Below are 20398 nucleotides of genomic sequence, written 5' to 3' on the forward strand. Positions count from 1 at the left end.
GCGCGGGCCGGCCCACGGCGTGGTCAGCGCCGGGTCCGGGCCAGGGGCTGGGGGACGTACAGGCCCAGGCGCAGCGCGCGGACGGCGGCCAGGGTACGGCTCGGGGCCTGCAGTTTGTTCAGGATGTGTTCCATGTGCGCGGCGACCGTGCGTTGGGTGATCACCAACTGGCTCGCCATCCGCTGGTTGGACCAGCCGTCGACGAGCAGGCCGAGGATCTCCAACTCCCGCCTCGTCAACCCGCGCAGATCTGTCGCGGGTGCGGTCAGCACCACCGCGAGCAGGTGTGCCGGCGCCGAGGCCGGACAGGGCAGCACGGTCACCTGGAGGTGCCCGTCGGCCCCGCCCGGTACCCGGTACGGACACAGGAACGAATTGTGCACATAGCCCTCGGCCAGGCTCGCCGCCGCCACCGCCAGCACCGGCGATCCGGGCTGGAGCACGGGGTGCCCCGGCAGGCCGGGCAGTGCCAGCACGTTGCCGGCCCGGGTCAGCACCACCCCGGACTGCGCGTCCGCGACGATCCGGGACAGCGTGATGATCGACCGCATCGGGTCGACGGCGTCGGCCAGTACCGGGGTGAGCAGCCCGAGGAAGTCCCGGGCCTGGTCACTCGGATGCTCCGGGTCGTCGGTGTGCAGGGTGATCAGCCCGAGGTGCCGGCCGTCCGAGCTGAACAGGGTGAGCCCGATCCCCTCCCGGAAGCCCGCCGGCTCCAGGTGTTCCGCCCAGGAGGGCAGCTCGCTCGGCGGCACGGGAGCGTCACGTACGCACATCGGCGGGCGGTTCCGGTCCATGCCGAGCAACTCCATCTCACGGTAGTGCTCCGAGCTGCGCAAATAGGCGAGAATCGCCTCGTCGTAACCGGACTCGCCCAGCGCCTGGAACTCCCGTAGCTCCGGGTTGAGCACATGCATCATCGAGCTGGCGTACGGCACCAGCCGGTACAGCACCGCCAGCAGTTCCGGAACGCGGTCGTCAACGTCTCCCGGTAACGCCGCGACCCCCTCCAGGTCGGACATGATCTCGGCGGCACCGGGGGGCAGGTCAACCATCCCCCGAGCCGGTGCGCCGAGCCATCGCCCGCATGCTGATCCACTCCTCGCCGTCTCGGCGGTCCTGTCGATCGAGGACGTCCCGCACTGCTGCGGTTACCTAAGAGAACGGCGAGCGCCGCCCCCGGACACGGCGATCATGCGAGCCGGCTTCAGCCCATCGGCGCGGTACCGGACACGGCGATCATGCGAGGCGGCTTCAGCCCATCGGCGCCGTGCCGGAGAGATGCGGGATGAACCAGCCCCAGCGGGCGGCCCGGAGCAGGGCGACGTGCCGGTCCGGGGCCTGTAGGGCGGAGATGCTTCGCTCCACCGCCTGGCCGACCGCCTCGATCGGCAGGTCGAGACCGACTGCGACACGCTCGTCCGTCCAGCCCGCCAGCAGCAGACCCAGCAGCACCAGCTCGCGCAGGTTCAGCGGGCACCGGCCGGCCGGCAGCGGGGCGAGCATCGCGACCCCGACCAGCGGCGCCAGTGCGGCGGCGCAGCCCAGCACCACCACCCGGAGCAGCCCGTCCCGCCCCTCCCACCGGCCACCCACCCGTCGGGACGACCGCCGCCGGGGCGACTGGACGGGCCAGAGGAACGAGACCGAGCCCTCACCCCGGGGCGCGTGCTCGTCGAGTACCGCCAGCAGGGTCGAACCCACCGCCAGCAGCGGATGTCCGGGCAGGCCGGGCAGCGGCAGCGGATCACCCACCCGGGTCAGCACCATCCCGGCTTCGGCGTCGTGCACGACTCTGGCCAGTACCGACAGCGACCGCAACGGATCGAGAGTGGCGGCGATCCGGGGAGCCAGTACGCCGATCAGGGCCCGCTCCGCGTCGGTGGGATGGTCCGCGCCCTCGGTACTGAGCACGAGCATGCCGAGGTGGCGGCGGTCCGGTCCGAAGAGCCCGACCGCCAGGCCCTCCCGGTACCCGGCCGGAAAGTAGTAGTCGCTCCAGATCGGGTACTCGGCGGCCGGGGTCGGCAGGTCCCGGCCCCGGTACGGCACCGGCGACTCGGTCAACCCCGCCTGCTCGGCCTGCCGCACCACCTCCCAGGTGCCGAAGTAGTTCCGGATCCGGTCGTCGTAGCCGGTGCTGGCCACCTCGGCGAAGCGCTGCTGCCGCTCGTCGAAGAGGGACAGCCAGGCAGCGTCGTACGGCACCACCCGGCGCAGCAGGGACAGCCACTGCGCCGTCCGGTCGGCTCCGACCGGGCCCGCGACGATCGCCGCCGCCTCCCGAAAGAGGTCGGGCAGTGCGGGGGAACGCGTCATCTTCTGCTCCGGCTCGATGATCGTGATCGTGGCACTACAGGCCCAGCCGGAGCGCGAATACGGCCGCCCGGGTCCGGGACGGCGCCGCCGCACCGTGAAGAGTTCCGCGGTCCGTTCGGCAACGCCGGCCGACGACGGGGCGAGCCGCTCCCGGCTGCCTCTCATATCGGCAGACCTGTCAATCGACAGCACCGGCACAGGTGCGATTACCTTGGTAAACGCCGGTCGGCACCGCAGGACACGCGACATCCGGTCCGGAGGAGAAGCCGGCCCGGGTGCGGACGGTCGCCGTACCGGCGTGGTGGTCGTGGAGGGCGCGCACGCTCCGGCGCGCCCTCCACCCCGGACCCGACGGTCGCCGGCCGGTCGCCGTCCGACCCGCGCCGATTCCCGCCCTGCCGGGCCGGCGGACGCCCAACTGGGCTGGCAGGCGGCTAACCGGCTGGCAGGCGGCCAACTGGCTGGCAGGCGGCCAACTGGCTGGCAGGCGGCTAACCGGGCTGGCAGACCTGCCCGTTCAGCGCGATGTTGCCCGGCGGGACGTTGCCGCCGGCGACGTACCCGACGGTGATCGTGGCGCCGGGCACGAGTACCGCGTTCCAGTGCAGGTTCCGGGCCGTGACGATGCCGCCGGTGTGGCTGACCAGCGCGGCGTTCCAGATCGCGTAGATCCGCTGCGAGTCGGGCAGGGCCCAGGTCAGCGTCCAGCCGTCGACCGTCGTCGGTGCGACGTTCCGGACCGTCAGCCAGACCTCCGCCCCACGCAGCCGCGCCGAGGCGGTGCAGGTCGGCGCCGGTCCGGTGGTCACGGCGACCGGGGCCGCCATCGCCGACCGGTTGCCCGCCTCGTCCACCGCCCGCACCGTGAACCGGTACGCCGTACGCGGCGTCAGCCCGGAGACCGTTAGGCTGGTGCTCGGGAAGGCCGGCGGCATCAGGTAGACCCGTCCCACCACGGTGGTGCTGCCGTCCGGGCCGATCGACAGCACCTCGTACTGGGCGAGCAGCACGTTGTCCGTGGACCGACCCCAACTGAGGCCGACGGTGGTCTCCCCGACCAACCCGACGGTGAGCGCGGTGGGCGGGGTCGGTGGCTGATTGTCCCCCGGCGGCATGGTGAACCGCAGCGACGGCGGTGCGGTCGAGCGGTTACCCGCCGCGTCCAGCGCCCAGACGCTGAAGGTGTAGGTCCGGGACGGCAGCAGGCCGGTGATCACGATGCTGTTGGTGCTGGTCCGGAACAGCATGGCGATGTCGGTGAAGATGTACGAGACCTGGTATTCGGCGACCCCGACGTTGTCGGTCGAGGCGGCCCAGGTGAGCTGCACCGAGTTGGTGGTGGTCCCGGCGACGGTGATCGGGCCGGGCGTACTCGGCGGGCTGGTGTCCTCGTCCGCCGCGTACGCGGTGCCGCCGGTGGCGGCCAGGACGGTGACGAGGAAGGGCAGGATCAGGGTACGGGCCAACCACCGGGGCGGGCGGAACGGACGACTGCGCACGACGAACCCTCGCTCTCGGGTACCGGCACCGGGACGGGCGCCAAGACATTCATCCTGACCGATGAATCAGTACCCCGGATCCCCCGCCCGGCCACTACTGCGAGAGCGCGTACCCCGGTCAGTTCCCCGGGCCGAGCCGGCCGCCCCTGAGCGCGTCGAGAAACGCGTTCCAGCCCGCATTGCGATAGACGAGCACGTGCCCACCACGGTCCTTGCTGTCCCGGACCGCGACCCGACCACTGCCGTCGAGCACCGGACCCGCCTCCACGCAGTTCCCGCTGCCACTGCCGCTGCGGGTGCTGACGTGCCAGGCCACCTCGGGCAGCGCGACGGCCGCCGCCACACGGTGTGTCGCCATTCCACTCACTCCAGACGCGTTTGCCCCGCGACACCTGCAACGACGGCACCCGCACATGATCGCGTAGCGTCTGGCCTGTCCCAGCAGGCCGGAAACTACGAGATCATGAACTGCGTACGCAGCAGGGAGGCGTCAGTCGCCGGTGAGGTCGCGGTGGACGGTGAGGGCGGCGCAGAGCAGGGCCAGCAGGGTCCAGCCGGCGGCGATCAGCAGGCTCGTCCGGTCACCGCCGCCCGCGCCGAGGAACGCGGAGAACGGCAGCGGCGCGCTGAGCCGGCCGAGCAGTCCTTCGACGAAGACGAACCAGCCGGCGTACCCGAGGAACAGCCAGGTGGGTCGGCGTACCACCGCCGCGTTCGCGGCACCGAAGACGGCCAGCAGCGGCACGATGGTCAGGGTGTTCCGGTACTGCGTCAGGTCACCTTTGACGAGCACGACCACGCCGCTGACGGCGGCGAACCCCACCGCCACCAGCACACCGCTGAGCACCTGACCGAGCAGGGTCGACAGCCGGGCCGGCCGGGCCAGATAGAGCAGCACCGCCGTCCGGTGCTGGAAGTGCTGGGTCACGCCCAGCACGGCCAGCCCGAACGCGCCCATCCCGGCCAGCAGTGCCCAGGCGTCGACGCTCACCGCCCCGAACAGGGCGCCCAGCACACCGAAGACGGCGATCGAGATCCAGCTCGACCGGACCGTCGCCATCCGGTACAGCTCGCTGCGGACCAGGGCGATCATCGGGCGGTCGCCAGGTCGAGGAAGATCTGTTCGAGGTTCGGGGCGTCGCTGGTCAGCTCGTAGATCGGTACCCGCGCCTGGAAGGCGATCTCACCCGCGTCCTCCGGGGAGAGTCCGGTCACCGCCAGGGCCTGCCCGTCCGAGCTGACCCGGCCGCCGGCCTGCTCGAACGCCTGCCACAGCCGCCGGGGGTCGCGCCCCCGGATCCGCAGCCGACGGGTGGTGCCGCCGTAGAGCTGTGCGAGCGGGGCCACGCATCGGACCTGGCCCTCGGCGATGACGACCACGTCGTCGATGAGCTGGGCCAGCTCGGCGAGCAGATGGCTGGAGATCAGTACGGTGCCGCCCGCGTCGGCGTGCTCGCGCAGCAGTCCGCGCAGCCAGGCGATGCCCTCCGGGTCGAGGCCGTTCGCCGGCTCGTCCAGGATCAGCACCGGCGGCTCGCCGAGCAGCGCCGTCGCCACCGCGAGCCGCTGCCGCATCCCCAGCGAGTAGTCGCCGGTGCGCTGGTCGGCGGCATCGGCCAGCCCGACGTACCCGATCAGGGCGTCGACCCGGGACCGGCTCGCGCCGGCCAGGATGGCCTGGGCCACCAGATGCGCCCGGCCGCTCTGGCCGGGATGGCTGATGCCCTGTTCGAGGACGGCGCCGACCTGCCGCAGCGGATGCGCGAGGTCACGGAACCGGCGCCTGTTGATCAGTGCCTGGCCGGAGGTCGGCCGACTCAGCCCGAGCAGCATCCGCAGCGTGGTCGTCTTGCCCGAGCCGTTCAGTCCGAGAAATCCGGTCACCCGGCCCGGTGCCGCGGAGAAGGTGACGCCGTCCACGGCCCGAACCCGGCGGTACTGCTTCGTGAGTGCGACGGCCTCGATCATCCCGGCCATTCTCACCCGGACCGGCGCGCACCGGGGGGCGCGACGTCCGGCTGCCGGACGGGACGATCCCGGACACCGGGCTACATCCGTTGCAGTTCGCCGGTCTCGTCGAGTTCGCGCAGCCCGGTGGCGCCGCCGAACTCACGGTCGACCATCTGCTGGAAGGCCGGCGGAACCGGCCGCCCGGTCGCCGCGTAGAGGCGTTTGATCGCCGCGCCGGGGCGACGGATGTCGTCCAGCATCCCCGGGTTGATCCGGTCGAACTCGGCCTCGATCAGTCGGGTGGCCGTCTCGCCCACCGTCTCGTCCCGGCTGTTGGCGAGCATCACCAGCAGCTCGTGCAGTTCCCCGTCGATAACCAGCGCCCGCTCCCCGTCGTTCATGGCCTCACGCTAGGCCGGGCCGTCCGGACATGGGCCGGGATCACGCCAGTTGGAGACCGCCGGGGTCAGCGTGCCGTCAGTGGCGACGGTGCGTGGCTGACGCAGGTGTGCTGCATGATGCTCCGGTGACCGGACAGCAGGCGCCGACCACCGCACCGCAGCCGGCACCGCAGACCAGCCGACAGCAGGCGCCGACCGCCGCACCGCAGCCGGCGCCGCAGACCGGCCGACAGCGGGTGCCGGACGCCGGACGGCAACCGGCGCCGACCGCCGGGCAGCGGCCGGGCGGACGGCCGGGCGGGGTGGTGCTGGAGGCGGTACTCGAACGGGTCACCTACGCCAACGAGGAGACCGGCTACACCATCGCCCGGTTCGCCACCGAGCGGACCGGCCCCGACCTGCTCACCGTGGTCGGCTCGCTGCTCGGCGTACAGCCCGGGGAGAGCGTACGGCTGGTCGGGCGCTGGGGCTCGCACCCGAAGTACGGGCGGCAGTTCGAGGTGGAGTCGTACACGACTGTGCTGCCGGCGACGGTGCAGGGCATCGAGCGCTACCTCGGCTCGGGGCTGATCAAGGGGATCGGCCCGAAGATGGCGGAGCGGATCGTCGGGCACTTCGGTGTCGACACGTTGCGGGTCATCGAGGAGGAGGTCGGGCGGCTGGTCGAGGTACCCGGCCTCGGTCCGAAGCGGACGAAGCTGATCGCCGCCGCCTGGGTGGAGCAACAGTCCATCAAGGAGGTGATGGTCTTCCTCCAGGGCGTCGGCGTCTCCACCTCGCTGGCCGTACGCATCTACAAGAAGTACGGCGACGGCTCGGTCCCGGTCGTCCGCAACGAGCCGTACCGGCTGGCGGCCGACGTGTGGGGAATCGGGTTCAAGACCGCCGACACCATCGCCCAGGGTGTCGGCATCCCGCACGACAGCCCGCAGCGGGTCCGGGCCGGCATCCAGTACACCCTCTCCGAGGCCGCCGACGCCGGACACTGCTACCTGCCGGAGCCGAACCTGGTGGCGGACGCCGCCGAGATTCTCGGGGTACCTGTCGAACTGGTCCGGGACTGCCTGGCCGACCTCGCCGCCGACGAGGGCGTGGTGCGGGAGCCGGTGCCGAACCGGAGCACCGAGGGCGGCACGATCCCGGCCGTCTACCTGGTGCCGTTCCACCGGGCCGAGTCCGCGCTCGCCACCAGCCTGCTCCGGCTGCTCCGGCACCGGGAGGACCGGATGCCGGCGTTCGCGGGCGTGGACTGGACGAAGGCGCTGGCCTGGCTGCGTACCCGGACGGGTGCCGACCTGGCCCCCGAGCAGGAGGCCGCGGTCCGGCTCGCGCTGACCTCGAAGGTCGCGGTGCTGACCGGCGGACCCGGCTGTGGCAAGTCGTTCACGGTCTCGTCGGTGATCGCCCTCGCCGCCGCCAAGGGCGCGAAGATCGTGCTGGCCGCGCCGACCGGCCGGGCCGCGAAACGGATGACCGAGCTGACCGGGCATCCGGCCGCGACCGTGCACCGGCTGCTGCAACTGCGGCCCGGCGGCGACCCGACACACGACCGGGACAACCCGATCGACGCCGACCTGGTGGTGGTGGACGAGGCGTCCATGCTGGACCTGATCCTGGCGAACAAGCTGGTCAAGGCGGTCGCGCCCGGCGCACACCTGCTGCTGGTCGGTGACGTCGACCAGTTGCCGTCGGTCGGGGCCGGCGAGGTGCTCCGGGACGTGCTCGGCGCCGAGTCGATCCCCCGGGTACGGCTGACGAAGATCTTCCGGCAGGCGCAGCAGTCCGGGGTGGTGGTGAACGCGCACCGGATCAACGCCGGCCAGTCGCCGCTGCTCGGCGAATATCCCGACTTCTTCCTCTTTCCGGTGGACGAGCCGGAGGCCACCGCCGAACTGGTGGTGGACATCGTCGCCCGCCGGGTGCCCCGCAAGTTCAGCCTGCGCCCCCGGGACATCCAGGTGCTCACCCCGATGCACCGGGGACCGGCCGGCGCCGGCAACCTGAACACCGCGCTGCAACAGGCGATCTCGCCGTACCGGGAGGGGCAGCCGGAGCGCCGGCACGGTGCCCGGGTCTTCCGGGTCGGCGACAAGGTGATCCAGATCAGGAACAACTACGACAAGGGCGCGGCCGGGGTCTTCAACGGCACCGTCGGGGTGGTCACCGGGCTGTCGGTGGAGAACCGGAACCTCACCGTCCGCACCGACGAGGCCGAGGAGATCGGGTACGACTTCGACGAACTCGACGAGCTGCAACACGCGTACGCCATCACGGTGCACCGGTCGCAGGGCAGCGAGTACCCGGCGGTGGTGGTACCGGTGACGATGAGTTCCTACACGATGCTGCAACGGAACCTGCTCTACACGGCGGTGACCCGGGCCCGCAAGCTGGTGGTGCTGGCCGGTTCGCGCAAGGCGCTGGCGATCGCGGTACGCACCGCCGGCACCGGTCGCCGACACACCGCACTCACCCACCGGCTTCTCCCGGAGTGATTCGTGTGCAGGTCACCGGGCAGATCCCTCGGACCGCTGCCCGTCGACCGCGCCGGGAAACATCCCGGGACGGCCGCCCGGTCTGCCGGCGAGGGGCTGGGAGGACGGGCGAATACATCGACAGACGTTTCCGTATCTGGCGCCGGGTGCGTACGGTGGCGCCATGAGGCAGCCCGGTGACCGTGCCCCCGCGCCCGGACCGCTAGCGCTGGTGCAGAACCTGTTGAACACGGTCGACATCGAGGCTGGCCGCGACCGGCTCCGTACGATCGCCGAACTCACCGCCTTCGCCGCCAGGCACGGCGCGACCGGCCTCGGCTTCACCGACGCCGACGTGACCGAGACCCGGCGGTTCCGGGAGGCGTTACGGGACGCCTGCCGGGGGCACGCCGGCAGTCAGGTGCCGGCCGCCTCCACCGCCGCGCTGCGCTACACCCTCGCCACGTCCCCGCTGCTGCTCACCATCGACGCCGACGGTGCGGCCCGGGCGGTGCCGGTGGCCGGGCTGGGCGGGTCGGCGGCACTGATCGCGGACGTGGCGGCGGCGATCCTGAACGCCGCCGCCGTCGGCACCTGGCCCCGGCTGAAAGCCTGCGCGGCGCACCGGTGCCAGTGGGTCTACTACGACCACAGCCCGGCCGGACGCGGTCGCTGGTGCACGATGAGCGTCTGCGGCAGCCGGGCCAAGATGCGCGCGTACCGGGCCGGCCGGTCCGCCGGTCGCTCCGTCGGCTGACCTCAAGGGCGCCGACCGGTCCGGTCCGATCGCCCGTCGGTCGGGATGACCGGGATCTTCGCGTCCTTCGCCTCGCGAAGCACCGTGTCGGAAACGGTTCCGGGCGGGACGGCCGCGCCGCCCCGCCCGGAGATCACGCGACAGGTCAGGAACTCGTCCGCTCGTCACCCGGGGTGACCAGTACGACCCGGCGGCGCCGGGCGAGCAGGAACAGCACCCCGCCGAGCAGCACCACACCGGCTCCGGCGCCGCCGATCAGGCCGGCCTGGACACCGGTCACCGGCAGACCGCCGCCGTCCCCGCCACCCGTACCGGAGGGCGCGGCGATGTGCGCCCGGAAGGTGTCGGTGTTGTCGGCCGGGTCGGCGTCGTCGATCTGCTTCGCGGACATCCCCTTGGCGCCCTCCGGCAGTCCGGTGCTCCGGCTCCGGGCCACCGAAGCCGGGTCGACCCCGTCCTGGACGGCGAGGGCGCTGCTGAACAGCTCGCCGCCCCGGGCGACGACCGGGCCGGGCGCGTCCTCGGCGACCTTGACCGGGAAGACGATTCCGACGGCGGAGAAGACGTCGTCGGAGTCGTCGGTGTCCTGGTCGGCCGGTACCAGCGTGATCTGCTCGTAGTCGCAGGTGACCGTCCGGTTGCCGGCCGAGTACTCGCAGCCCGGCTCGACCTCGTCGAAGGTCAGGTACTCCGGCAGGGTGACCCGGACCCTGATGCCCTTGGCGATCGTGTCACCGAGGTTGCCGACCACCCCGAAGGTCAGGGTACGGCCGCCCGGCGGCACGGGCCGGTCGGTGAACTCGCCCTCCTCGGTGACCTGGTAGACGTCCTCGGCGTAGACCGCCAGGTCCACCCCGATCGCCGGCACCTCGACCTCGACCTTCGCCGAGTTGTTCGTCTGGTCGGGATCGGCCTCGGAGACCGCGGTGACGGTGTAGGAGCCCGCCTTGCCGTGCTTGCCCGGCACCTGGGTCAGGGTGAACGGGGTGGACTGGGCGAGGCTGTGCCCCGGCGAGAGACCCATCGTGGAGCAGCGGACCTTCTCGCCAATCAGTTCGCAGCCGAGGTGCAGGCGGTCGCCGAGCGTCACCAGGCTGTCGTCGAGCCCGCTGAGGTCGTACTCGAACTGCCAGCCCGTGGCGTCTCCCGGGCCCTTGTTCAACGCGGTCGCCTGGTGCTTGGTCAGCGGTTCGCCGACCGCGACGGTGCCGGACGACACGGTCAGTTCCAGGTCGGCACCGGCGTCCGCGTGGGCGGCGCCGCCGACGGCGATCATCGCACCGCTGGCGAACAAGGCCAGGCCGCCCGCGCCGGCCCGAGCCAGCAGGCGCTGGGTACGCAACTTCATGGTTCCCCCGTTTTACCAGGTCGAAGATCGGATGACCGACGTACGGTACCGGCCGCCGGATGGGGCCGCCGACCCGGTGATCGCCTGCTCACGTCCGGCATCCGCCACAGTGCCGGGTTGTGTCGCGTTTACGGCGGTGTGCCGGGCTGCCGGTCGAGTGATCGGCGGGAAACCTCGACCGGCCAGCCGGCCGGCCGCTCCACCGTCCGGAGGAGACATTCCGACCGGTGCCCAGCTCGGCGCGGCCCGGCGGTGCAGGCCGTCCTGACTGGTCAGCTCAGTGCCAGGGCGCCCAGCGTGCCCAGCACCAGGAACGGGCCGAACGGGAGGTGGCCGCCCCAGCCGATCCGGCGGGTGGCGAGCAGAGCCAGCCCGCACAGCGCCGAGGCGCCGAAGGTCAGCAGCGTGCCGAGTACCACCGCCGGCCAGCCGAGCCAGCCGAGTACGGCGACCGCGCTCAGCGCCAACTTGGCGTCGCCGAGCCCGAAGCCCCGGCGACCGAGCAGCAGGGTGGTACCGGCGAGGAACAGTGCCGCGCCGAGCCCGGCGAGTACGGCCCGCCACCAGGCCGTGGGGTCGCCGACCAGCAGGGCGGCCAGGCCGAGCAGGGCCAGGGTGCCACCGGCGGCGGCGTAGGTCAGCCGGTCCGGCAGCCGGTGTACGGCCAGGTCGACGAAGAGCAGCGGCACCGCGCACGCCGCCCACCAGCCGAACGCGATCGACTCGACCGGCGACCGGCCCGCCACGACCACTGCCGCCACCGCGAGGAGCAGTACGAGCTCGACGGCCAGCGGCGGTGCGCCGATCCGGCTGCCGCAGCCGGGGCAGCGGGCCGTCGGGCCGAGGGCGCGCAGCGACCCGGTGGGGCCGATCGGGACGCCACAGTGGTCACAGCCGGACCGGCGCGGCTGGCCGTACGGAACCGAGTCGGTGACGACGAGCCAGCGCAGTACCGGGGCGACGGTCAGCGACGCGAGCCACCAAGCCAGGCGACTTCGGACACGCAGGGTAACTTCATGATCGCTATTTTCGGATCTTCCCTGCTCGGGCGAACGCGCTTCCGCCCGTCGGAGGAGGACCGATCGGCGCCGCGACGACGACCCGTCGACCCCGGCCGGCGCGCCCACAGACTCGGGTACGGAAGCTGTCAGATCATCGTCATCCATGGCATTTCGCTCCCCGGAGCCGGCACAATCGGAACGGAAGGGGCGGCGGATCTTCACCGTCCACCGACCATTGATCAAATAGCTGCCATCGATCGACATCATAGGATCACGCCGTCGATCGACAACAGAGATCGTAACCGTACGTATTCTCTCAAATAGCCCCTGTTGTATCGTCGGCGGTCAGCCTATGCTCGCCATCTGGACGGCGACGCACAACCGTCGACCACTAGGCGACAAAGAGATCGACTGGCAATACGACACCCAGAATCTAGATCGACTCACCCGAATGTGGATGCAGCGGCGCCGGGCCCGGTAGCGGGCCGCCGGGGCGGAGCGGCCGCGCCCACGACCCGTCGGCGGATCAGATCGGCGGGAGCGAACCGGACAACTCTGCTCAGGTGGGCGGTCAGCGGCGGAGCAGGAGGAGGCACCGTTGCGAACCCGGCAACCGGCGTACCTCTGGGCCGCCCTGCTCGGGCTGGCACTCGTCTTCGGCGGCACCGGCTGCGGCAACCGGCCCGGCAGCGCCGCGCCACGCGATTCCGACGCCGCACCGGCCGCCAGCCCCGACACCCGGGGCGCCGAGGCGGAGAAATCCGCCCTCGCCGCCTATGCCGGCTATCTGACCGCCGTACGGAAAGCGGAGCAGTCCGGCGATCCACTCGATCCGCAACTGCGGAAATATCTCGCAGATCCACTACTGACCCGGGTCAGACTCACCATTCGGGACGCGAAGGAGCACGGCGCGATGCGTACCGGAAAGCTCGTCTCCAATCCGTCGGTCACCGCCGTCGATCTCGACTCCGACCCGGCCACCGTATCGATCCAGGACTGCATCGACGCCACCGGCTACCGGCTGGTCTACAAGAAGGACAAGAAAGTGGTACCCGGATCGGCCGGCAGCCGGCACCTCGCCACCGCGACCGCCACCCGCTACCCCGACGGCCGCTGGCTGATCAACGTCGGCGCCAGCCACGAGGACCAGCCGTGCTGACCCGGCGGGCCCTCGCGCGGGCGCTGGCGACCGGCGCGGCCAGCACGCTCGTCCTGGCCGCCGCGCTGGCGGTCACCGGCGGGCCCGCCGCCGCCGACCCGGGCGCCGAGTGCCCACCGGGGCAGAGCAACTGCGACGTCTGGGAAGACCTGCCCGGCACTCCCGGCGGCGACGGCGGCGGCCCGACCAACCCCGGCGACGGCGGCGGGTCCGGCGGCGGGGACCGGACCTGCGAGAAGGACGACGGCACGGTGGTGCCCTGCTACGACGACGTACTCGGCTGGTTCAACAGCGCCGACGACTGTTACTACAAGCGGGCCGAGCCGCAGCCGCCGGACGTCGAGCCCGGGCTGACCGCCTACCTGCGGACCTGTAGCGGAGCGGGCAGCTCGGAACTCGTCTTCCTGGCCGACCCGCCCGCCGGCTTCGACCCGCCCGACCCCGAGCAGATCGCCATGAACCTCTTCGCCAACCTGGTCCTGGAGCCGCCGGAGATCCGGACCGCGCCGAGCGACGCACCCGGACTGGTCGGCGTACCGGTGTGGCTGTACGACGCGTCGAGCTGGGAGACCGAGCGGGAGACGGACACCCAGGGCGGCGTCACGGTCTGGATCGAGGCCACCCCGACGAAGATCCTCTGGCGGATGGGCAACGGCGAGACGAAGGAGTGCAGCTCGGCCGGCATCCCGTTCAAGGCCGGCGTGCACGACCCGCGCCAGCCACCGCCCGGCGCCTGCGCATACCCCGGCTATCCCCGGTCCAGCGGCGCGGAACCCGGCGGGAAGTACGAGATCACCGCGGTCAAGCAGTGGACGGTGCCGTGGGGCAGCAGTACCGGCGAGGGTGACGAGGACGCGCTCTCCACCGAGCGCACCGCCACCGCCACGATCCTGATCGACGAACTCCAGGTGGTGACGAGGTGACCGTGGCGACCAGTCCGACCACAGGGGTACCGCTCGACGCGCCGATCACCCCACCCCGGATCGTCCGGCAGCGTCGGATGCGACCCGGCCTGCTCGGCCTCGCCGTACTGCTGATCGCGCTCGGCGGGCTCGGATCCGCGTTCGCGATCACCTCCGTACGCGCCACCGGCAGCTACCTCGCCGTCGCCCGGGCCGTACCGGTCGGCACCGCACTCAGCGCCGACGACCTGGTGGCGGTGCAGGTGGCCGGCGGTCAGGGCCTCGAACCGGTGGCCGCCGACCGGCTCGCCGAGGTGGTCGGCAAGCGGGCCACCGTCACGCTCACCCCCGGCACCCTGCTGACCATGGCGCAGCTCACCGACAAGCCGCTGCTCGGCCCCGGCCAGCAGCAGATCTCGGTCGGGCTGCGCCCCAGCGAGGTACCGGCGAAACGGCTCCGGCCCGGCGACAAGGTGCTGCTGTTCAGCACCGCCGGTACCGACACCCGGGCCGCCGCCGCGCCGGCCACCCGGTTCCAGGCCACGGTCATCGACATGGCCGTACCGGCCAGCAACTCGGTGGTGCTCTACCTCGCGCTCGCCGCCAAGGACGTACCGGCCGTGGTGGCGCTGGCCACCGCCGACCGGGTCGCGGTCGTACTCAACGCGGCAGCCTGACCGTGGCCATCGTCGCCCTCGTCTCGGCCAAGGGATCGCCGGGGGTCACCACGACCGCGCTGGCCTGCACCCTCTCCTGGCACCACCGGCTGGTACTCGCCGAGTGCGACCCGTCCGGCGGATCCGTGCTGGCCGGCTATCTGGGCGGGGCACTGCCCGGCCCTCGGGGCATCGGCGAACTGGCCGTCGGCGAACTGCGGGACGGCAACCTGGAAGAGGCGTTCTGGTCGCAGCTCGTCGACCTCGACGCCCCCCGGCGGGAACGACTGCTGCTGCCCGGCGTCGTCGACCCCGCCCAGGCCGGCAGCGTCGTACCGCTGTGGCAGCGGTTCGCCGACTTCTTCACCGGACTGGCGAACGGCCGGCCGGCGTACGACGTGCTTGTCGACTGCGGCCGGCTCCAGGTGGTCGGCCCGCCGTGGCCACTGCTCCGGGCCGCCGACATCGTGCTGGTCGTCGCCACCGCCCGGCTGCCGCACCTGTCCAGCACCCAGGCCATGATCCGGGCGATCGAGCGGGACTTCGCCGAACACCGGGTACCCGCCGACACGCTGCGACTGCTGCTGATCGGCGGAGAGCACAGCCGGGGCGAGGTGGCCAAGGCGCTCCGGCTACCGGTGATCGCCCAGTTGCCGGACGACCCGCGTACCGCCGAGGTGCTCAGCCACGGCGGAACCGTACGTGGCAACCGGCCGCTGATGCGCGCGGCCAGCGCCCTGGAGGTGCCGGTCCGGGCGGTCCTCGACCGGCGCCGGGCCCGGCTCGGCCGGCCGGTCGCGATCGAGGGGGTGCCGGGTGCGATTTGAGCCCGTCTACTCCGACCCGCGACCGCAGGACCCGGACGCGCCCTCCACCGCCCCGATCTGGCAGGTCGTCCCGCACAACGGGCACCGGCCGGTACCGCTGCCGAGCAGTGGCCCGCTGCCCCCGTACGCGGTCGTGCCGCAGCCGGTGACGCCGCCCGCACCGAGCCGGCCCCGGGTCGACTTCGGAGTCGTCCGGGAACTCCGTCGGGAACTGAGTGAACGGCTGACCCTGTGGCAGCGCGGCCGGGAGTTCAGTCCCGCCGAGGAGGACGTCGAGCGGGCCCGGCTCGCCGTCGCGGTCGTCTCCGAGTACGCCGACTCCACCCGCCGGGCCGGTACCCCGATGTCGGCGGCCGAGGAGCGGATGCTGCTCGACCAGGTCAACGCCGAACTCGTCGGGCTCGGCCGGTTGCAGACCCTGCTGGTCGACAACTCGATCGAAGAGGTGCACATCCTCGGCTGCGACTCGGTCCGGATCACCCGGCGCAACGGTGGCGTCGAGTGGGCCGAGCCGATCGCGGACAGCGACGAGGAGATGGTGGAGATCCTCCAGGCGGCGGCGCGCCGGGCCGGTGCCACCGAACGGTCGCTCTCCACCTCGAAACCGACCCTGGATCTACAGTTGCCGGACGGCAGCCGACTCGCGGCGGTCTTCCTGGTCAGCCACCGCCCGTACGCGGTGATCCGGAAACACAACACCGTCGAGGTGACCCTCGACGAGATCTCCGGCGCCCGGGCCGACCTGGACGAGATGCTCGACGTGCTGATCCGGGACTTCCTCCGCGCCGCGATGCGGGCCGGGCTGAACATCATGGTCGCCGGGCTGGCCGGGGCGGGCAAGACCACGATCATCCGGGCGCTGATGGACGAGATCCCGGCCGACGAGCCGTACGTGCTGCTGGAGGAGAGCCGGGAGCTGCTGCCGGCGCGGCGGGGACGCAAGCACCGGGCGGTGATGAGCTTCGAGTCCCGGGAGGGGCACGGCGACCGAGGCCCGGACGGGCGCCCGGCCGGCGAGGTGACCATCGCCGACCTGATCCCGGTGGCGCTGCGGATGGGCGTACTCCGGATCATCGTCGGCGAGGTGCGCTCCCGGGAGATCGTGCCGATGCTCCAGGCGATGACGACCAGCCGGGGCTCGATGTGCACCATCCACGCCCGTACCCCGGCCGGGGTCAGCGAACGGATCATCGAGCTGGCGCTGGCGCACGGCCGGGAGATGACCGTCGAGCAGGCCCGGCGGATGGCCGGGAACGCGCTGGACCTGATCGTCTACGTGACCATCGAGGACGAGACCGCGATCGGCGGCCGGAAGCACCGGTTCGTCTCGCACGTCGAGGAGGTCATCGGGGTCGGCGAGGGGAACCGGATCACCACCACGACGGTCTTCGGGCCGGGGTCGGACGGGCGGGCGGTGCCCCGGCATCTGCCGGAGCGGGTTCGTGAGCAGTTGTTGCGGGTCGGGTACGACGCGCGGCTGCTGACCCGGTACATCGAGGCGGGTACCGGGGCGTGGCGGCGGGCTCGGCACAGTCGGTTGGGGATGTTCGGGTGAGCGCGCGGCGCGTCGTGCGGGCCGGGCCGGCGGGTCCGGCGGGCCGGCCGGCGGGTTCGGGGGTGGCGGGGTGAACCTGCCGTCGAACATCGAGCTGATCGCGGTGCTTTCCGGGATCGCCTGCGTGACCGGGTTGGTGTTGGTGGTCGTCGCGTTCGTCGGGACGAGCCGGCCGGCCCGGCCCGGTGGCAGTTCCGTGCTGCGGCGATTCTGGGTGGGTAACGGGACGAGTGCCCGGGAGCGGCGGGCGCACCAGACGTTGCTGGTCGGGGCGGTGGTGCTGGGGGCGGTGGCGTTCCTGCTGACCGGGCTGCCGGTGGTCGGGCTGCTGGTCGCGGTCGCGGTGCCGGGTGTGCCGTGGCTGCTCGGCACCGGGCGGGCCGAGCGGCGGGCGATCAACCGGATCGAGGCGATCGGCGAGTGGACCCGGCGGCTCAAGGACGTCTCGGGCACCGGTCAAGGGCTCCAGCAGGCGATCATCGGTACGGTCTCGACCGCGCCGGAGCAGGTGGACGAGGAGGTACGCCTGCTCGCCGCCCGGCTGGCCGCCGGCTGGCAGGGCCGGGCCGCGCTGCTGGCGTTCGCCGAGGAGATCGGTGACCCGGTCTGCGACCAGGTGGTGGCGGCGCTGATCCTGCACCTGACCGACCGGGGTGAGCGGCTGGGCGACGTGCTCGGGGCGATCGCCTCGGCGGCGGCGGCGGAGGTGGTGACCCGGCGGGAGGTCGAGGCGAAGCGGGCCCAGCCCCGGTTCGCGGTGCGCTTCCTGACCGGGATGACCCTGCTGGTGCTGGCGTACGGGCTGGTGAACCCGGACTACATGGAGCCGTACGGGACTCCGGACGGGCAGTTGGTGATGGTGCTGCTCGGTGCCGCCTTCGTCGCCCTGCTCGCCTGGGTGCGGTCGATGAGCCTGCCGCCCCGGCCGGCCCGGTTCCTCGCCCCGCCGGACCGTGAGGAGGCACTCCGGTGAGTGTGTGGCGTGGATCGGTTCCGGTGTGCCTGCGGTCGCGGACGGGTGGGGGGACGTCGTGATCCTCAACTGGTACCTGACGTTCGGGGTGGTCGGCGGCGCCGTCGTCGGATTGGGGCTGTTCCTGCTGGTCCGGGAGGCGTTGCCGGTGACTCCGGCGCTCGGTCCCGCACTGGGTCGGCTGCACCAACCGGCCGGGGTGAGTCGGCCGGTACGGGCCAGGGGGCGGGATCTCGACTGGCTCGCCGGAGCGGCCCGGTGGTTGCGTCCGCCGCACCGGCAACTCGCGCTGATCGGGCAGTCGCCGGAGCAGTACACGCTGTCGTTGCTGCTCTCCGGGCTGATCGGGCTGGCGACTCCGGCGGTGTCGAGCGCGATCCTCTTCCTCGCCGGAATCCGGCTGCCGTTCGTGGTGCCGACCGTGGGCGCCCTCGGGTTCGCGCTGCTCTGTGTGCTGATGGCGCACCGCAGTGTGCTGGTCAAGGCGGAGCGGGCCCGGCGGGAGTTCCGGCAGGCCGTCTGCGCCTACCTGGACCTGGTCGCCTTGCAGCTCTCCGCCGCGCACGGGCCGGTGCAGGCGTTGGAGCGGGCGGCCGAGGTCTGTGACGGCTGGGTCTTCGAGCGGATCCGGGAGTCGCTGCGACTGGCCCAGCTCCAGATGCACTCGCCCTGGGACGAGCTGCGCGACCTCGCCGAGAAGATCGGCATCCCGGAACTCGGTGACGTCGGGGCGATCATGCAGTCCTCCGGTACCGAGGGTGCACAGGTGCACGACTCGCTGCGGGGCCGGGCCGACTCGCTGCGCGACCAGATCCGGACCGACAACCTGGCCCGGGCCGAGGCGGTGACCAGCCGGCTCGACGTGCCGGGCGCGCTGCTGGTGTTCGTACTCGTCGGCTTCGTCCTCTATCCGTTCGTGGCCCGGATCTGACCCGATCCACCGTCACGTTGAAGGGAGACCGCAATGTCGATCATCAACTACCTGCACATTGCGCTCAGGGTGCGGCTCGCCGAACTGCGCCGTACGGGGGATCGGGGTGACAGCCCGGTACCCACCGCAGTGATCATCTTTGGTCTGGTGGCCGCGGCCCTCGCGGTCACCGTCGCCGTGTCGCGCAGCGTCACGGACTGGATGGACGCCATTCCGGAGCCGGGCGGCGGCGCGGACACCGGTGGCGATCCCGGCGGAGTGCCGCAGTAGTGATCCCCGTACGTCGGCTCCTCGGCGGGCGTTCGTTGCCCGGGGTGGAGCGCGATCGGGGGGCGAATCCGGTCGAGCTGGCGGTGCTGATGCCGGCCATCCTGATCCTGCTGCTCGCCTCGATCCAGGCCGCCGCCTGGTTCATCGCCCGGGCCACCGCGCTGAACGCCGCGCAGTCGGCGGTCAGCGCGCAGCGGGCGTACCAGGCGGAGCCGGGGGTGGGGCAGGAACGCGCCGAGGACTTCCTCGACCGGGCCGGTGACTGGCTGGAGGGCTGGGAGGTCACGGTCACGGTTCCGGAGCCGGACGACACGCAGGTGAGCGCCACCGTGACCGGACAGCCGCTCCGGGTCGTACCGCTGATCTCGTTGCCGCCGATCAGCGAGACGGCGTTCGGCACGGTGGAGCGGTTCACCGAGGAGGAGGCGCCGTGAGCGGCCTGGGTCGGGCGCGAAGTCGGGACCGGGGGTCGGTGTCGGTGGAGACGGCGATCCTCACCCCGGCCTTCCTCGCCCTGGTGGCGCTGGCCGGGGTCGCCGGGCGGACCGCCGTCGCGCACGAGGCCGTCGACGCCGCCGCGCACGACGCCGCCCGGGCCGCCTCGATCTCGCGTACGGCGCTGGACGGTCGCACGGCGGCCCGCGACGCGGTGCAGAGCCGACTCGACGCCGAGGGGCTCGCCTGCACCGACGATCCCGTGCTGGACTTCACCGGTACGGTCAACGGCCAGCCGGCCGGCTTCGACGAGGTGTACGTCACCGGACTCGGTACCGACGCCTCGGTGGTCGTGACGGTCACCTGCGACGTCTCGGTGCGGGACCTGCGGATGCCGCTGCTGCCGGGAGTGCGGACGTACAGCACCGTCGAGGCGACGTTCGCGTCGCCGCTGGACCGCTACCGTGGCCGGAGCGCCCAGTGAGCGGCCGGGGCCGTCCTCGGGGAGACCGGGGCGGGCCGGACGCGGGGCGGGTGAGCCTGTTCCTCGCGGTCGCGCTGATCGGGGTACTGGCGATCGTCGGGCTGGCGTACGACGGTGCCGGCCAGCTCCGCACGATGCAACGTGCCGACAGTCTCGCCGCCGAGGCGGCCCGGGCCGGCGGCCAGGCGATCGACCTGGGGCAACTCCTGCTCGACGGCACCACCGTGCTGGACCAGACCGCGGCCCGGACGGCGGTACGCAACTACCTCGCGAGCGTGGACGGCGTCGAGCGCTGGGACGTGGACTTCGCGGTCGTCGGGGACAACACCACGCTGACCGTCGACCTCGAAGTCGACTACGACACGGTCTTCCTCGACCTGTTCGGTTTCGCCGACAACATCACGGTGCCCGGTACGGCCACCGCGACACTCCTCACCACGACGAACCGCTGAATAGGGGG

The 20398-nt window shown here is 72.2% G+C and carries 22 protein-coding genes; 13 read left to right on the forward strand and 9 right to left on the reverse strand.

The genetic code is table 11. The features are described from left to right. Positions 1–23 precede the first annotated feature (23 nt). From Pen02_RS18455 to Pen02_RS18485, 7 genes are all read right to left on the reverse strand, one after another. Complete coding sequence (locus tag Pen02_RS18455; RefSeq protein ID WP_203867330.1) at positions 24–1055, reverse strand: response regulator transcription factor; 1032 nt, start codon at positions 1053–1055, stop codon at positions 24–26. A 199-nt stretch (positions 1056–1254) separates the two neighbouring features. After that, positions 1255–2319: a hypothetical protein gene (locus tag Pen02_RS18460; protein WP_203867331.1), complete on the reverse strand. Its 1065-nt coding sequence runs from the start codon at positions 2317–2319 to the stop codon at positions 1255–1257. Between the two features lie 491 nt (positions 2320–2810). Beyond that, a complete protein-coding gene (locus Pen02_RS18465; protein ID WP_203867332.1) occupies positions 2811–3818 on the reverse strand; it encodes a fibronectin type III domain-containing protein in 1008 nt (335 codons plus the stop codon). A 118-nt stretch (positions 3819–3936) separates the two neighbouring features. Beyond that, a complete protein-coding gene (locus tag Pen02_RS18470; RefSeq protein WP_203867333.1) occupies positions 3937–4176 on the reverse strand; it encodes a DUF397 domain-containing protein in 240 nt (79 codons plus the stop codon). Between the two features lie 132 nt (positions 4177–4308). Next, a complete protein-coding gene (locus Pen02_RS18475; protein ID WP_203867334.1) occupies positions 4309–4911 on the reverse strand; it encodes a hypothetical protein in 603 nt (200 codons plus the stop codon). Beyond that, positions 4908–5786 carry an ABC transporter ATP-binding protein gene (locus Pen02_RS18480; RefSeq protein WP_203867335.1) on the reverse strand — a complete coding sequence of 293 codons (879 nt, stop codon included), beginning with the start codon at positions 5784–5786 and terminating at the stop codon, positions 4908–4910. The genes Pen02_RS18475 and Pen02_RS18480 overlap by 4 nt, the downstream gene beginning before the upstream one ends. 80 nt (positions 5787–5866) lie before the next feature. Beyond that, the gene (locus Pen02_RS18485) at positions 5867–6169 is read right to left on the reverse strand and encodes a hypothetical protein (protein WP_203867336.1); all 303 of its coding nucleotides are present in this window, start codon (positions 6167–6169) and stop codon (positions 5867–5869) included. Between the two features lie 302 nt (positions 6170–6471). Between Pen02_RS18485 and recD2 the strand changes: the two genes are divergently transcribed. After that, a complete protein-coding gene (gene recD2, locus Pen02_RS18490; protein WP_203867492.1) occupies positions 6472–8661 on the forward strand; it encodes an SF1B family DNA helicase RecD2 in 2190 nt (729 codons plus the stop codon). A 163-nt stretch (positions 8662–8824) separates the two neighbouring features. Further along, positions 8825–9397 carry a CGNR zinc finger domain-containing protein gene (locus tag Pen02_RS18495; protein WP_203867337.1) on the forward strand — a complete coding sequence of 191 codons (573 nt, stop codon included), beginning with the start codon at positions 8825–8827 and terminating at the stop codon, positions 9395–9397. A gap of 145 nt (positions 9398–9542) precedes the next feature. Here Pen02_RS18495 and Pen02_RS18500 read toward each other — a convergent pair whose 3' ends face one another. Continuing rightward, positions 9543–10745 (reverse strand): LPXTG cell wall anchor domain-containing protein, encoded by a 1203-nt coding sequence (locus tag Pen02_RS18500; RefSeq protein WP_203867338.1) that lies wholly within the window; start codon positions 10743–10745, stop codon positions 9543–9545. 272 nt (positions 10746–11017) lie between these two features. Continuing rightward, complete coding sequence (locus Pen02_RS18505; protein WP_239140950.1) at positions 11018–11752, reverse strand: prepilin peptidase; 735 nt, start codon at positions 11750–11752, stop codon at positions 11018–11020. Between the two features lie 592 nt (positions 11753–12344). Here Pen02_RS18505 and Pen02_RS18510 point away from each other — a divergent pair. The 11 genes from Pen02_RS18510 (at position 12345) to Pen02_RS18560 (ending at position 20390) form a co-directional block, all read left to right on the forward strand. Next, positions 12345–12905: a hypothetical protein gene (locus Pen02_RS18510; protein WP_203867339.1), complete on the forward strand. Its 561-nt coding sequence runs from the start codon at positions 12345–12347 to the stop codon at positions 12903–12905. Next, positions 12899–13828: a hypothetical protein gene (locus Pen02_RS18515; protein ID WP_203867340.1), complete on the forward strand. Its 930-nt coding sequence runs from the start codon at positions 12899–12901 to the stop codon at positions 13826–13828. The genes Pen02_RS18510 and Pen02_RS18515 overlap by 7 nt, the downstream gene beginning before the upstream one ends. Then, entirely contained in the window at positions 13825–14484 is a 660-nt protein-coding gene (locus Pen02_RS18520) for an SAF domain-containing protein (RefSeq protein WP_203867341.1), read from the forward strand. The genes Pen02_RS18515 and Pen02_RS18520 overlap by 4 nt, the downstream gene beginning before the upstream one ends. Positions 14485–14486: 2 nt before the next feature. Next, positions 14487–15290, forward strand: a complete 804-nt coding sequence (locus tag Pen02_RS18525; protein WP_203867342.1) for a CpaE/TadZ family protein — start codon at positions 14487–14489, stop codon at positions 15288–15290. After that, the gene (locus Pen02_RS18530; RefSeq protein ID WP_203867343.1) at positions 15280–16845 is read left to right on the forward strand and encodes a TadA family conjugal transfer-associated ATPase; all 1566 of its coding nucleotides are present in this window, start codon (positions 15280–15282) and stop codon (positions 16843–16845) included. Before Pen02_RS18525 ends, Pen02_RS18530 begins: the two co-directional genes overlap by 11 nt. A gap of 70 nt (positions 16846–16915) precedes the next feature. Then, a complete protein-coding gene (locus Pen02_RS18535; protein ID WP_203867344.1) occupies positions 16916–17818 on the forward strand; it encodes a type II secretion system F family protein in 903 nt (300 codons plus the stop codon). A gap of 61 nt (positions 17819–17879) precedes the next feature. Next, a complete protein-coding gene (locus Pen02_RS18540) occupies positions 17880–18749 on the forward strand; it encodes a type II secretion system F family protein (RefSeq protein WP_203867494.1) in 870 nt (289 codons plus the stop codon). A 33-nt stretch (positions 18750–18782) separates the two neighbouring features. Next, positions 18783–19019: a hypothetical protein gene (locus Pen02_RS18545; RefSeq protein WP_203867345.1), complete on the forward strand. Its 237-nt coding sequence runs from the start codon at positions 18783–18785 to the stop codon at positions 19017–19019. Then, the gene (locus tag Pen02_RS18550; protein ID WP_372445623.1) at positions 19019–19453 is read left to right on the forward strand and encodes a TadE family protein; all 435 of its coding nucleotides are present in this window, start codon (positions 19019–19021) and stop codon (positions 19451–19453) included. Before Pen02_RS18545 ends, Pen02_RS18550 begins: the two co-directional genes overlap by 1 nt. A gap of 5 nt (positions 19454–19458) precedes the next feature. Continuing rightward, positions 19459–19938 (forward strand): TadE/TadG family type IV pilus assembly protein, encoded by a 480-nt coding sequence (locus Pen02_RS18555; RefSeq protein WP_203867496.1) that lies wholly within the window; start codon positions 19459–19461, stop codon positions 19936–19938. After that, entirely contained in the window at positions 19935–20390 is a 456-nt protein-coding gene (locus tag Pen02_RS18560) for a hypothetical protein (protein WP_203867346.1), read from the forward strand. The genes Pen02_RS18555 and Pen02_RS18560 overlap by 4 nt, the downstream gene beginning before the upstream one ends. The last annotated feature ends 8 nt before the right edge of the window (positions 20391–20398 follow it).

Source organism: Plantactinospora endophytica, from assembly GCF_016862915.1.
Taxonomy (GTDB): Bacteria; Actinomycetota; Actinomycetes; order Mycobacteriales; family Micromonosporaceae; genus Plantactinospora; species Plantactinospora endophytica.